Below are 14,055 nucleotides of genomic sequence, written 5' to 3' on the forward strand. Positions count from 1 at the left end.
CCCCGGCCGCGGTCCGCCGGGCGCCGGCCGCGGTGACCAGCGCGCCGGCCAGCAGCGGCGGCGCGACGACCAGCACGGCCCGGTCCGGGGCGGCGTAGGCGAGCAGCACCACGAGCAGGGCCAGTCCGCCCAGCGTCACGGCCGCGCCGGCGTGGCAGCGGGCCGCGCCCGGTCGCCGCCGCCGCTCGGCGAACGCGGCCACCAGCAGGACGGCCAGCGCCACGGCGCCGCCGATGGTGGCGGCCCGCGCGGCCGGCGGCACCGGGCCGGACGGCAGCAGCACCCCGCCGGCGAAGACCAGGCTGACGCCGAGGCCGACCACGTCCACGCCGCGGCGCAGCCGTTCGCGGCCGGCGAGCCGGGAGCGGCCGGGCAGCCGGAGCAGGGCGACGGCGTAGAGCGGGGCGGTGATCGCCAGGCCCGCCAGCGCGACCGGCAGCCGGTGCCCGGGTTCGCACAGCGGCAGCACCGCGACGGTGAGCCCGGCGGCCAGCACGGCGGCGTCGAGGATCCCGGCGACCCGGCGGGACAGCGCCACCCGGCGGGCCCGCCGCCCGGTCGGCCGCGCGGCGGCCGGCTCGGCCCGGTCCGGCGCGGTACCGGATCGCGGCTGGGCCGGCGGGGCGGCGGACGGGTCGGGCGGCGCGGGCGGGGCGCCGGCCAGCCAGGCGAGCCGGACGCAGGCCAGGGCGGAGCCACCGGCGACGGCGAGCGCCACGGCGGCCGGGCCGGGGACCAGGCCGGCGGCGCCGGCGAGGACGAACAGCGCGCCGGCGAGGGACACGATGAGATCGGGCAGCGGTGGCCGGCGGCGGGAACCGGCGGAAGGGGTGACGGGCACGGCGGTCGCCTTCGTGAGGGGGCACGGGGCGGTGCGGTTGCGGTACGACGTGCGAGGTCAGCGGGTGGGGCGGGTCGGGGCGTCGGGCACGACCGGCGCCGGACGGGGACCGGCGCGGCCACGCCCATAAACGATCCCGGAAATCCAGGGTTACGCGACACAGCACGTGACGCCCGTCACACCCATGCCCGGTCCGTGCCGGGCCGCCCGCCGGGAGGGCGGCCGCTCCCGGGTGGGATCATCAGGGGGTGAGCCGCGCCGACACCGTCCGTTTCCGCTACAACCAGGCGATCCTGGTCGCCGCGATCGTCGCGTTCATCGGCGCCCTGCCGCTGGCCACCGCGCGCTGGTGGCTGGTCTGGGTGCTGCTGATCCCGCTCGCGGCCGGCCTCTGGGCGTGGCGGGCGGGCACCGACGCGGACGCCCGCGAGCTGCGGCTGCGAGCCCTCGTCGGGCAGCGGCGGGTGCCCTGGGCGCGGGTCGCCGAGCTCGCCTCCGACGCGCGCGGCCGGGCGGTCGCCCGGCTCGACGACGGCGAGACGCTGGTGCTCCCCGCGGTACGCGCCACCGACCTCCCCCGGCTGGTCTCCGCCACCGGGCAGGAGCTGCCCGAGTCGGCCGGCTGACCCGTCAGTAGCCGTCGACCACCCGGTTCGTCAGCGGCTCCCCGGCCGCGAACCGGCGCACCTGCTCCCCCACCAGCCGGTACGCCCGCGGCAGCAGGCCGCGGACCGAGCCGGCGACGTGCGGGGTGAGCAGCACGTTCGGCAGCTCCCACAGGGGATGGTCGGCGGGCAGCGGCTCCGGGTCGGTCACGTCCAGCGCGGCCCGCAGCCGCCCCGACGCCAGCTCGGCCACCAGCGCCGGAGTCCGGGCCACCGGGCCCCGGGCGGCGTTGACCAGCAGCGCGCCGTCCGGCATCGCGGCGAGGAACTTCTCGTCGACCAGGCCCCGGGTCTGCTCGGTCAACGGCACCAGCAGCACCACGATGTCGGCCTCGGGCAGCAGGGCGGGCAGCTCGTCCACCCCGTGCACCTCCTCGGCCGGGCGCGGCGTCCGGGCGACCAGGGTGAAGCTCACCTCGAACGGAGCCAGCCGGGCGCGGACGGCCGCGCCGATCGAGCCGGCGCCGACGATCAGCACCCGCTTGCCGGCCAGCTCGTCGGTCGGGGCCACCTCGTCGTAGGCCCACTCCCGGCGGCCCTGGGCGCGGGCCATCGGGCCGAAGCCGCGCAGCGCGGAGAGGATCGCGGCGACCACCCACTCGGCGGTGGCCGAGTCGTGCACGCCCCGGGCGTCGCAGAGCGTCACGCCGTCGGGGATCCGCCCCACCCAGGCGTCCGCCCCGGCGGAGAGGAGCTGCACGACCTCGAGGTCCGGCAGCTCGGCCAGGAGCGCGCCGGCGTCCGGGCCGGCCAGGAAGGGCGGCACCCAGAACCGCACGCCGGCCGGGGACGAGGGCAGCCGGGCCGGGTCCGCCAGCAGCTCGACGGTGACGCCCGGGGGCATTTCGCCGAGGAGGCTCCGGCCGGCCGGGTGTGGAATCCATACCTTCACGACCGCCGACGATAGCCGCCCGGGACGGCGCGGACGGGCGGGGCCGTGACGACCACCGCCGCGAGGATTGCCGGCGGACCGCGCGAGGTATAACCGAGGACGGAGCGTCGGCCGGCGCCCCGCACGCCGAAGACGGGTGGCCATGAGCGAGGACAGCGCCGGACGCGCGGTCGTGCCGATCCCGGCGCTGACCGACCCCGAGCGGCTGCGATCCCTCGCGGAGACCCGGCTCGACGCGGCGCCCGACGAGGCGTTCGACCGGTTCGCGCGGCTGGTCGGCGACCTGCTCGCCGTGCCCGTCGCGCTGGTCTCGCTGGTCACCGCCGACCGCCAGTTCTTCCCCGGCGCCACCGGCCTGCCCGAGCCGTGGGCCGCCCGGCGGGAAACCCCGCTGAGCCACTCGTTCTGCCAGCACGTGGTCGACATCGAGTCGCCCATGGTGCTGCCCGACGCCCGCCTCTACCCCCGGGTGCGCCGCAACCTGGCCATCGAGGACCTCGGGGTGGTCGCGTACGCCGGGATGCCGCTGACCGACCTGGACGGCCGGGTGCTCGGCTCGCTCTGCGCCATCGACAGCAAGCCCCGGGCCTGGACGGCCGAGCAGCTGCGCACCCTCGCCGACCTGGCTGCCGCCTGCTCCTCGGAGCTGCGGCTGCGGATCGCCGTGCAGGGCGCCGAGCAGGCCCGCCGCCGCGCCGAGGAGGCGCACGACCGGCTCGCCATGCTCGCCGGGATGAGCGAGCTGCTGGGCGGCACGCTCGACATGGCAACGGCCGTGGACCGGCTCGGGCACGCCATGGTGCCGCTGCTCGCCGACTGGTGCCTCATCACCCTGGTCGACCCGGCGGGCCGGCCGCGCACCGTCTCCGGGGTGCACCGGGACCCGGGCCGGAAGGCCGACCTGGACCGGTTCGCCACGCTGCTGGCCACCGGGCTGGGTGCGGACTCGATCATCCGGTCGGTGCTGCGCACGGGGAAACCGGTCATGCGCGGCAGTGCCGCCGTCGCCGACGTCGAGCGGGGCACCACCGACCCGGAACTGGTGCCGCTGGCCCACCGGCTGGGCTTCGCCTCGCACCTCAGCGTGCCGATCACCGCCGCCGGGGTCCGGGTCATCGGCGCCGTCACGCTGGTCAACGGCCCGCCCCGGCGCGGATTCGACGAGAGTGACCTGCGCACCGCGCTGGACATCGGCCGCCGCGCCAGCCAGGCCGTGGGCAACAGCCGGCTCTACGGCGAGCAGCGGCACGTCGCCGAGGTGCTCCAGCACAGCATGCTGCCCACCCTGCCCGTGGTGCCCGGCGTGGAGCTGGCCGCACGCTACCTGCCGGCCGCCGACCGGGTGGAGGTGGGCGGCGACTGGTACGACGCCTTCGTCCAGCCCGACGGCGACCTGGTCGCCGCGATCGGCGACGTCGCCGGGCACGACATCGAGGCGGCGGCGACCATGGGCCAGCTGCGCAACCTGGTCCGCGGCGACGCGTACGGGCGGGACGACCCGGTCGACGCGCTGATGACCCACCTCGACCGGGCGATCCGGGGCCTGCCCGTTCCGACGGTCGCCACCGCCGTCCTGGCCCGGGTCCGCCCGGCCCCGGCCGGGCTCCGGGTCTCCTGGTGCAACGCGGGCCACCCGCCGCCGCTGCTGTTGCGCGCCGGCGGCCCGGTGGAGGCCCTCGACGCGGCCCGGGGACCGCTGCTCGGCCTGACCCACCCGCCCCGCCGCACCCGTGACCAGCTGACCCTCTCCCCCGGCGACACCCTGCTGCTGTACACCGACGGGCTGATCGAGCGCCGGGACCGGCCGATCGACGAGGGGCAGGTCGAGCTGATCGAACAGCTGGTCGGCGCCGCCACGCTCCCCCTCGCGACGCTCTGCGACCGGCTGCTCGCCGCCGCCCACCGCCGGGAGGACGACGTCGCCCTGCTCGCCCTGCGCGCCCGTTGAGCTGGGAGGCGGTTCGTCGGGCCCGGTTCGCCACCCGGCCCGGCTAGGCTGGCCAGGTGAGGCCGCGTCCCCCGTACCCCCGCACCGGCCGCCTCCGGGCGGCGCTGGCGGCGTCCTGCGCGGCGCTGCTGCTGGGCACCGCCGGCTGCGCCTTCGGCGACCCGGATCCCGACCCGGCCGGCGAGCCGCCCAACCTCCCGTCGCCATCCAACTCGGCCAGCCCCGGCGGCGCCGGCCAGCAGGTGGTCGCCACGGTGCTGGCGAAGGGGCTGGCGGTGCCCTGGGGCATCGCCTTCCTGCCCGACGGCGGCGCCCTGGTCACCGAGCGCGACAGCGGGCGGATCCTCCAGGTCGGCCCGGAGTCCGGGCCGGAGGGGATGACCGTCCGGGTGGTGCAGACCGTGCCGGACGTGGCGGCCGCCGGCGAGGGTGGTCTGCTCGGCATCGCGGTCTCCCCGGCGTACGCCCGGGACCGCACGGTCTTCGTCTACTACACGAGCGCCGCGGACAACCGGATCGCGAAGCTGGAGCTGGGCCGGCCGCCGACGCCGATCCTCACCGGCATCCCCAAGGCCGGCAACCACAACGGCGGCGGGCTCGGCTTCGGCCCGGACGGCTTCCTCTACGCCAGCACCGGCGACGCCGGGCGCACCGCGAACGCGCAGGACCCGAAGAGCCTCGGCGGCAAGGTCCTGCGGATCACCCGGGACGGCAAGCCCGCGCCGGGCAACCCCACCGCCGGCTCGCCGGTCTGGTCGGCGGGGCACCGCAACGTGCAGGGCTTCGCCTGGACGCCGGACAAGCGGATGTACGCCGTGGAGTTCGGCCAGAACACCTGGGACGAGATCAACCAGATCAACAAGGGCGGCAACTACGGCTGGCCGCAGGTCGAGGGGCGCGGCGACGACCGGCGCTACGTCAACCCGATCGTGCAGTGGCGCACCGGCGAGGCCTCCTGTTCCGGCCTGGCGGCCGTGGAGCGGCTGCTGGTCACCGCCTGCCTGCGCGGGCAGCGGCTCTGGCTGGTCGAGCTGGCCGGCAACGGCACCGTCCTCGGCCAGCCGCGCGAGCTGCTCACCGGCCGGTACGGCCGGCTGCGGGCGGCCGCGGTGGCGCCGGACGGGTCGGTCTGGGTGAGCACCTCCAACCGGGACGGGCGCGGCAAGCCGGCCGGCGACGACGACCGAATCCTGCGGCTGGTCTTCGCCGACGGCGGCGCCGGACGGAGTTGATCCCGCTTCCCCCGGGTTTGCCAAGATCCTTCAACGGGCAGGTCAGAATCTCAGCATGGACGGCCAGGAGAACGAGCAGCACAGCACCGGGGACGAGACGACCCCGGCGGACGGGCGCGCCCGCCGCCGGTGGCGCCCCGGCACCGGGCTGCGCCGGTTCGGCGTGGTGCTGGCCCTGCTCGCGGTCACCTTCGCCGGGGTGGTGGCCGGCACCTACGCCGGCGGGCACGTGGGCACCGACATCGGGCCGTTCCGCGCGCAGCTCAACCTCAGCCCGTCGCTGAGCGGCGGCACCACCGTCGACATCCCGCCGCTGGGCGCGCTGCTGCTGGACAGCCACGACGGGCCGGCCTACCTGACCGTCGAGCTGGGCGCGCTCGACCAGCGGCGCACCGAGGCGCTGATCGACGACCCGGCGAGCATCAGCCGGGCCAGCCAGTCGGCGGTCGAGGACGTCCGGTCCGGCGTGATGCGGCTCGGCCTGAAGACGGTCGCCTCGGCGGTGCTGGCCACCCTGCTGCTGGCCGGGCTGGTCTTCCGCGACACACGCCGCACCGCGTGGGCCGGCGGGCTGGCGCTGGTGGTCACCGCCGGCAGTCTCGGCCTGGCCGCCGCCACCATCCGGCCGCAGGCCATCGAGGAGCCGCGCTACGAGGGGCTGCTGGTCAACGCGCCGGCGATCGTGGGTGACGCGCGCCGGATCGCCAACGACTACACCAAGTACGCCGAGCAGCTGCAACGGCTGGTCGGCAACGTCAGCAAGCTCTACACCACGGTCTCCGCGCTGCCGGTGGTCCAGCCGTCGCCCGGCACCACCCGGGTGCTGCACGTCTCCGACATGCACCTCAACCCGACCGGCTGGCAGCTCATCCGCACGGTGGTGGAGCAGTTCAACATCGACGTGGTGATCGACACGGGCGACATCACCGACTGGGGCAGCGAGCCGGAGGCGTCCTTCGTCGGCTCGATCGGCCTGCTCAAGAAGCCGTACGTCTACATCCGCGGCAACCACGACTCGACGAAGACGGCCGCCGCGGTGGCCGCACAGCCGAACGCCATCGTGCTGAACAACTCCACGACGACGGTCGCCGGGCTGACGATCGCCGGCATCGGCGACCCCCGGTTCACCCCGGACAAGGAGACCTCGCCGGCCGGCAGCGGGCTCACCAAGGTCGTCGCCGACCAGGTGATCGGGGCCGGCGAGCAGCTGGCCGCCACGGTCAAGAGCTCGCCGAAGCCGGTGAACATCGCGCTGGTGCACGACCCGGCCTCGGCCGGCCCGCTCTCCGGCACCTGCCCGCTGGTGCTGGCCGGGCACACCCACGCCCGGCAGGTGTCCAAGCTGCCGCAGGTGCCCGGCAAGCAGCCCACCCAGCTCTTCGTCGAGGGCTCCACCGGCGGCGCCGGGCTGCGCGGCCTGGAGGGCGAGAAGCCCACCCCGCTGACGATGACGGTGCTCTACTTCGACCAGCAGAAGCTGCTCCAGGCCTACGACGACATCACCGTGGGCGGGACCGGGCAGTCGCAGGTCAACCTGGAACGGCACATCATCCAGGACCCGAAGAAGGGCGACCAGGTGCCGGTCACGCCGACGCCGACCCGGGGCGGCCCTGTGTCGCCCGCCCCGACCGGCAGCCCGACGGCGACGCCGAGCCCCACCGGCTGACGCTCAGCGCAGCGAGAGGGCGGCCAGCGCGGCGTTGACGATGCTGCCGGGCAGCAGGTCGTGCAGCTCGTACAGCTCTCCGACGCTGCCGGACTGGCCGAACTCGTCCACCCCGAGCGGCACGGCCGGGGCGCCGAGCGCCGAGCCCAGCCAGGCCATCGCGTGCGAGGCGGCGTCGTGCACGGTGACCACCGGCACCCGGTCGGCGAAGGCCGACCGCAGCGCGCCGGGCACGCTCGGCACGGTCGCCGTCCGCACGCCCTGGCGCAGGGTCCGCTGCCAGGCCCGGTAGAGCCGGTCCAGGCTCGTCACGTCGACCACGTGCGCCGCGACCCCCTCCTCCGCCAGCTCCGCGGCGGCGGCCAGGACCTCCGGCAGCACCGCGCCGGAGGCGGCGAGCTGCACGACCGGGGCGTCCGCCAGGTGGGGGTACGCCTCGTGCGCGTCGACCAGCCGGTACGCGCCCGCCACCACCTGCCGGCGCAGCACCGCGTCGCCGATCCGGGCCCGGGCCGCCTCGAACGGCGCCTGGTCGATCGGCCGGGTGCTGAGCCGGAAGTAGTACGCCCCGTCCTCGGCCGGCGCGGCGGTGGCGGCCGGCGCCGCTCCCCCGGCGATCTGGCCGAGCGCGTCGCAGAGCAGCCAGTCGAGGCTGCCGGCGTACGCGGGCTCGCAGAAGGTGACCCCGGGCAGCTCCAGGCCGACGGAGGCGGTGATGGTCGACTGGTGGGCGCCGCCCTCGGGGGCCAGGGTGATGCCGGACGGGGTGCCGGCGACCACGAACCGGGAGCCGGAGTAGGTGCCGTAGAGGAAGGCGTCCAGGCCGCGCAGCACGAACGGGTCGTAGACCGTGCCGACCGGCAGCAGCGGCTGCCCGGACAGGTCCCACGACAGGCCGAGCTGGCCGAGCAGCAGGAACAGGTTCATCTCGGAGATGCCCAGCTCGATGTGCTGGCCCGCCGGGGTCTCCGTCCACCGCAGCATCCGGTCCTCGGTCCAGGAGCGCTGCTCGGTGGGGGCGAACACGCCGGTCTTGTTGATGAACCCGGCCAGGTTGGTGGAGGTGGCCACGTCCGGCGCGGTGGTGACCAGGTAGGGCGCCACCTTCGGGTCGCGGGCCAGGTCGACCAGCACCCGGCCGAAGACCTCCTGGGTGGAGACGGGCTTGTTCACCCGTACCTTCGTGGTCTCCGGGACGGCGACCCCCAGCGCCCGCTCGCGCGGCGCGCGGGCCAGCGCCTCCCGGCGCTCGCCGGCCCGGATGCCGGCCGGGGACGCCGGGTCGAGGCGGTCCCACTCGGTGTCGCGGGTCAGGCCTTGCGCGGCGCGCAGCGCGTCGACCTGCTCGGTGGTGAGCAGCGCCGAGTGGTTGCGCGGGTTGCCGGCGATTGGCAGCCCCCAGCCCTTGACCGTGTAGGCGAAGACCACGCTGGGCCGGTCGGTGACGGCGTCGCACTGGGCGTACGCGTCGAGCATCGCCTGGAGGTCGTGCCCGCCCAGGTCGGTGACGAGCGGGCCCAGCTCGTCGTCGGGGATGTCGGCCACGAAGGCGGACACCTCGGCCGGGGCGCCGTCCAGGAACTGCTTGCGCAGCGCCGGGCCGGCCAGCCCGAACAGCGACTGGTACTGCTCGTTGGGCATCAGGTCGATCCAGTCGCGCAGCGCCGCCCCGCCCGGCCGCTCGTACGCCTCGGCGAGCTTGCGGCCGTACTTGACCTCGACCACGTGCCAGCCGGCGGCCTCGAACTGGCCCCGCCACTGGTTGATCCGTACCCCGGGGACGACCCGGTCCAGCGACTGGCGGTTGAAGTCGACCAGCCACATCACGTTGCCGAGCCCGGTGGTGGCCGGGTCGGCGACGGCCTCCCAGATGTTGCCCTCGTCCAGTTCGGCGTCGCCGATGAGGGCGACGAACCGAGAGTGCGGCCGCTCGCCGAAGTGCGCGTCGACGTAGCGTCGGGTGACCGCGGCGAACAGCGGCGCGGCGGCGCCCAGGCCGACCGAGCCGGTGGAGAAGTCCACCTCGTCCGGGTCCTTGGTCCGGGACGGGTACGACTGGAGCCCGCCGCGCGCCCGCAGCTTCGGCAGGTAGGACCGGTCCAGGTTGCCGAGCAGGTACTGGACGGCGTGGAACACCGGCGAGGCGTGCGGCTTGACCGCGACCCGGTCCTCGGCGTCCAGGTGGGCGAACCAGAGCGCGGTCATGGCGGTGACCAGCGAGGCGCTGGACGCCTGGTGGCCGCCGACCTTCACCCCGTCGCCGGTGTCCCGGTCGTGGTTGGCCGCGTCCACGATGCGGGTGGCGAGCCAGAGCACCCGCCGCTGGATCTCGTCGAGGACGTCGAGGTCGTGCTGGTTCACGGTGACTCCATTCGGGCGTCGCCGTTGACGCCCACGCGCGGGGGTGCGGGGTGGCCGCGTATTCGGAACAGACCGGGGGCCGCCGCCGGGTCACGACGGCGGCCCTCGGGTCGGGACTCAGCCCTGGACGCCGAGGCGCGCCAGGATCAGCTCGCGGACGGTCTTGGCGTCCGCCTGGCCGCGGGTGGTCTTCATGACCGCGCCGACCAGCGCGCCGGCCGCCGCGACCTTGCCGCTGCGGATCTTGTCGGCGACGTCGGGGTTGGCGGCGATCGCCTCGTCCACGGCGGCGGTGAGCGCGCCGGTGTCGGAGACCACCTCGAGGTTGCGGTTGGTCATGATCTCGGTCGGCGAGCCCTCGCCGCCCACCACGCCCTCCAGGACGATGCGGGCCAGCTTGTCGTTGAGCCGGCCGGCGTCCACCAGGCCCTGCAGCTCGGCGACCTGCTCGGGGGTGACCCCGACGTCGGAGAGCTCCACGCCGGTCTCGTTGGCCCGCCGGGACAGCTCACCCAACCACCACTTGCGGGCGGCGGCCGGGGTGGCGCCGGCGGCCACGGTCCGCTCGATCAGCTCGACCGCGCCGGCGTTGACCACCGACTGCATGTCCAGGTCGGACAGGCCCCAGTCCTGCTGGATCCGCTTGCGGCGCAGCCGCGGCAGCTCCGGCAGGGCGGCCTTCAGCTCGGCCACCCAGGCGGTGTCCGGCGCGAGCGGGACCAGGTCCGGCTCCGGGAAGTACCGGTAGTCGGTGGCGGTCTCCTTGGACCGGCCGGGGGTGGTGTCGCCGGTGTCCTCGTGGAAGTGCCGGGTCTCCTGGGTGATGGTGCCGCCGGCGTCGAGCACCGACGCCTGGCGCAGCATCTCCGAGCGGACCGCCCGCTCGACCGAGCGCAGCGAGTTGACGTTCTTGGTCTCGGTGCGGGTGCCCCACTCCTCGCCCGGCTTGTTCAGCGAGGTGTTGACGTCGCAGCGCAGCGAACCCTCCTCCATCCGGACGTCGGAGACGCCCAGCGAGCGGATCACGTCGCGCAGTTCGGTGACGTACGCCCGGGCCACCTCGGGGGCGAGCGCGCCGATGCCGGGGACCGGCTTGGTGACGATCTCCACGAGGGGGATGCCGGCCCGGTTGTAGTCGACCAGCGACTCGGTGGCGCCGTGGATCCGGCCGGTGGCACCGCCGACGTGCAGGGTCTTGCCGGTGTCCTCCTCCAGGTGCACCCGCTCGATGCCGATCCGCACGGTCTCGCCGTTGACCTCGACGTCCAGGTAGCCGTCGACGCAGAGCGGCTCGTCGTACTGGCTGATCTGGAAGTTCTTCGGCATGTCCGGGTAGAAGTAGTTCTTCCGGGCGAACCGGCACCACTCGGCGATGGAGCAGTTGAGCGCGAGGCCGATCCGGATGGTCGCCTCGATGGCCGCCTTGTTGGCCACCGGCAGCGAGCCGGGCAGGCCCAGGCAGACCGGGCAGACCCGGGTGTTCGGCTCGCCGCCGAAGTCGGTCGGGCAGCCGCACCACATCTTGGTGTTCGTGCCGAGCTCGACGTGGGTCTCCAGGCCGATCACCGGTTCGTAGCGCGCCACGACCTCGTCGTACGCGGGCAGTGTCGTCGTCATCGGTGCTCCTGCCTCACAGTGCCGGTGGGGTGAACGTGCCGACCGTGGACTCCAGCGCGGCGGCGACCCGATACATCCGGTCGTCGGCCATGGTCGGGGCCATGATCTGGAAACCGACCGGGAGCCCCTCGGAGAGCCCGCACGGGACCGAGATGGCCGGTCCGCCGTACAGGTTGGTCGGGATCGTGAACAGGTCGGCCAGGTACATCTGGTAGGGGTCGGAGGTGCGCGCCCCGATCGGGAAGGCCACGAACGGCGTGGTCGGCGAGATCAGCGCGTCAACCCGCTCGAAGGCGGCCGTGAAGTCGCGGGTGATCAGGGTGCGGACCTTCTGCGCCTGCCCGTAGTAGGCGTCGTAGTAGCCGGAGGAGAGCGCGTAGGTGCCGATCATGATGCGCCGCTTGACCTCGGGGCCGAACCCGGCCTCCCGGGTCAGCGACATGACCTCTTCGAGGGACCGGTTGCCGTCGTCGCCGACCCGCAGGCCGAACCGGACGCCGTCGAACCGGGCCAGGTTGGAGGAGCACTCGCTCGGCGCGATCAGGTAGTAGGCCGGCAGCGCGTACTGGAAGTGCGGGCAGGAGATCTCGACGATCTCGGCGCCCAGCTTCGCGAGGGCCTCCACCGACTCGCGGAACGCGGCCATCACGCCCGGCTCGGCGCCCTCGCCGGTGAACTCGGTGACCACACCGAGCTTCACGCCGGTCAGGTCGCCGGTCGCGCCGAGCTTCGCCGCGCCGACCACGTCCGGCACCGGGGCCGGGATCGAGGTGGAGTCGCGCGGGTCGTGGCCGCCGATCACCTGGTGCAGCAGCGCGGCGTCCAGCACATTGCGCGCGCACGGGCCGGGGGTGTCCAGCGAGGAGGAGAACGCCACCAGACCGTAGCGGGAGGTGCCCCCGTAGGTGGGCTTCGCCCCGACGGTGCCGGTGACCGCGCCGGGCTGGCGGATCGAACCGCCGGTGTCCGAGCCGATCGACAGCGGCGCCTCGTACGCGGCCAGCGCCGCGGCGCTGCCGCCGCCCGAGCCGCCCGGGATCCGGTCCAGGTCCCACGGGTTGCGGGTCGGGCCGTAGGCGGAGTATTCGGTGGACGAGCCCATGGCGAACTCGTCCATGTTGGTCTTGCCGAGCATCACCGTGCCGGCCTCGCGCAGCCGCTCCACGACCGTCGAGTCGTACGGCGGGCGCCAGCCCTCCAGGATCTTCGAGCCGACGGTGGTCGGCACGCCCCTGGTGGTGAGCACGTCCTTCACGGCGACCGGCACGCCCGCCAGCGGGCCCAGCTCCGCGCCGGCGGCCCGGCGCTCGTCCACGCTCCGGGCGGCGGCCAGCGCGCCCTCGGTGTCGACGTGCAGGAAGGCGTGCACCCGCTCGTCGACGGCGGCGATCCGGTCCAGGTGGGCCTGCGTGACCTCCACGGCGGAGGTCTCGCCCGTCGCCACCAGGCCGGCGATCTCGGCAGCCGTCAGCTTGGTCAGGTCGCTCATGAAGCCACATCCTCGTCCAGGATCCGCGGGACACGGAACCGCTGCTCCTCGGCGTCGGGCGCACCCGACAGCGCCTCCTGCGGGGTCAGGCACGGCGTCACCACGTCCTCGCGGAGGACGTTGGTCAGCGGCACCGAGTGGGACGTCGGCGGGATGTCCGCCGCGGCGACCTCGCCGACCTGGGCGACCGACTGGAGGATCACGTCCAGCTGCCCGGCGAAGGTGTCCAACTCCTCCTCGGTGACGGCGAGCCGCGACAGTCGCGCGAGGTGCGCGACCTCCTCGCGGGAGATGGCGGCCATCGGGTGCCCCCTTCGTGGCTGTCCTGCTGCGTCTGCGGTGTGCCGGCCGCGCGCTCGCCGGTGACGATGACGCGCGGTGACCGGAGCGAGTCTATTGCCTCCGGTCGGGTCGACGCCTCCGACTCCCGGTGCCGCCCGCCGGGATGCCGGTCAGCGGGCCGGGCGGCGCGGCCCGTCACCCTCCGCCGCCACCGCCGGGTGGACCGGGCGGTAGCGGGACAGCCAGGTCACCAGTTCCTCGGCCGGCATCGGCCGGGCGTAGAACCAGCCCTGCGCCACGTCGCAGCCGGCGGCGTGCAGCAGCCGCCAGGTGCGCTCGTCCTCGACGCCCTCGGCCACCACCCGCAGCCCGAGCGCCGCGGCCAGCTCGATCATCGAGCGGACGATCGCCGCGTCGTCGGAGTCGTCGGCCATCCCGAGCACGAACGACCGGTCCACCTTCACCTCGGACAGCGGCAGCCGGCGCAGGTGCTGCAACGACGAGTAGCCGGTGCCGAAGTCGTCCAGCGCGATGCCGACCCCGATGCGGTGCAGCTGGGTGATGCTCGCCAGCACCCGCCGCGGGTCGGCCATCAACGCGCCCTCGGTGATCTCCACCTGGAGCCGGTCCGGAGGGAGGCCGTAGCGGGCCAGCCGGTCGGCGATCTGCTCGGCGATCTCACCGGTGTGCAGGTCCCGGACGCTGACGTTGAGCGCGGCGCGCAGCGTGACGCCGGCCGCCGACCACTTGGCGAGCTGCTCCACCACGTCGTCCACCACCCGCCGGGTGAGCAGCCGCATCACGGCGCTCTGCTCGGCGACCTGGATCAGCTCCCCGGGGTCGACCATGCCCCGGCGCGGGTGCCGCCAGCGCAGCAGCGCCTCGACCCCGACCACCTCGCCGGTCGCGATGGCGATCTGCGGCTGGTAGTACATGGTGATCTCGCCCGGGTCCCCCGCCGGGTCGTCGAGCCCGGCGGATCCGGTTCCGCCGCCGCGGCGGGCGCCGCCCGTGCCGCGCCGATCCGCCGCCCGGGTCGGGGCAGGTAGGCAGAGCACACGT

At 75.0% G+C, this 14,055-nt stretch carries 10 protein-coding genes and 1 pseudogene; 4 read left to right on the forward strand and 7 right to left on the reverse strand.

The window, feature by feature from the left end; all coding sequences use genetic code 11:
* Positions 1–841, reverse strand: a pseudogene (locus ABZV78_RS29270) (GGDEF domain-containing protein); the annotation flags it as partial.
* A 248-nt stretch (positions 842–1,089) separates the two neighbouring features.
* Here ABZV78_RS29270 and ABZV78_RS29275 point away from each other — a divergent pair.
* Entirely contained in the window at positions 1,090–1,467 is a 378-nt protein-coding gene (locus tag ABZV78_RS29275) for a PH domain-containing protein (protein ID WP_355643739.1), read from the forward strand.
* 4 nt (positions 1,468–1,471) lie between these two features.
* Here the strand turns inward: ABZV78_RS29275 and ABZV78_RS29280 are convergent, their stop codons facing one another.
* A complete protein-coding gene (locus tag ABZV78_RS29280) occupies positions 1,472–2,398 on the reverse strand; it encodes a 2-hydroxyacid dehydrogenase (protein ID WP_355643741.1) in 927 nt (308 codons plus the stop codon).
* Positions 2,399–2,540: 142 nt separating this feature from the next.
* Here ABZV78_RS29280 and ABZV78_RS29285 point away from each other — a divergent pair, with 142 nt between their 5' ends.
* Genes ABZV78_RS29285 through ABZV78_RS29295 form a run of 3 tightly spaced genes read left to right on the forward strand, consistent with a single transcriptional unit; the run spans position 2,541 to position 7,244 of the window.
* A complete protein-coding gene (locus ABZV78_RS29285; RefSeq protein WP_355643743.1) occupies positions 2,541–4,346 on the forward strand; it encodes a SpoIIE family protein phosphatase in 1,806 nt (601 codons plus the stop codon).
* Positions 4,347–4,402: 56 nt separating this feature from the next.
* Positions 4,403–5,578, forward strand: a complete 1,176-nt coding sequence (locus ABZV78_RS29290; protein ID WP_355643745.1) for a PQQ-dependent sugar dehydrogenase — start codon at positions 4,403–4,405, stop codon at positions 5,576–5,578.
* 55 nt (positions 5,579–5,633) lie between these two features.
* On the forward strand, positions 5,634–7,244 hold the full coding sequence (locus ABZV78_RS29295) for a metallophosphoesterase (RefSeq protein ID WP_355643747.1): 1,611 nt from the start codon (positions 5,634–5,636) through the stop codon (positions 7,242–7,244).
* Between the two features lie 3 nt (positions 7,245–7,247).
* Here the strand turns inward: ABZV78_RS29295 and ABZV78_RS29300 are convergent, their stop codons facing one another.
* From ABZV78_RS29300 to ABZV78_RS29320, 5 genes are all read right to left on the reverse strand, one after another.
* Complete coding sequence (locus ABZV78_RS29300; protein ID WP_355643749.1) at positions 7,248–9,605, reverse strand: pyruvate dehydrogenase; 2,358 nt, start codon at positions 9,603–9,605, stop codon at positions 7,248–7,250.
* Between the two features lie 117 nt (positions 9,606–9,722).
* The gene (gene gatB / locus ABZV78_RS29305) at positions 9,723–11,222 is read right to left on the reverse strand and encodes an Asp-tRNA(Asn)/Glu-tRNA(Gln) amidotransferase subunit GatB (protein ID WP_355643751.1); all 1,500 of its coding nucleotides are present in this window, start codon (positions 11,220–11,222) and stop codon (positions 9,723–9,725) included.
* Between the two features lie 13 nt (positions 11,223–11,235).
* A complete protein-coding gene (gene gatA / locus ABZV78_RS29310; protein WP_355643753.1) occupies positions 11,236–12,711 on the reverse strand; it encodes an Asp-tRNA(Asn)/Glu-tRNA(Gln) amidotransferase subunit GatA in 1,476 nt (491 codons plus the stop codon).
* Complete coding sequence (gene gatC, locus ABZV78_RS29315; protein ID WP_091268917.1) at positions 12,708–13,013, reverse strand: Asp-tRNA(Asn)/Glu-tRNA(Gln) amidotransferase subunit GatC; 306 nt, start codon at positions 13,011–13,013, stop codon at positions 12,708–12,710. Before gatC ends, gatA begins: the two co-directional genes overlap by 4 nt.
* Before the next feature lie 150 nt (positions 13,014–13,163).
* Positions 13,164–14,055, reverse strand: an 892-nt coding sequence (locus ABZV78_RS29320) for an EAL domain-containing protein (RefSeq protein WP_355643755.1), incomplete at its 5' end; no start/stop codon positions are given.

This window comes from Micromonospora sp. NPDC004540 (assembly GCF_040610095.1).
GTDB lineage: Bacteria > Actinomycetota > Actinomycetes > Mycobacteriales > Micromonosporaceae > Micromonospora.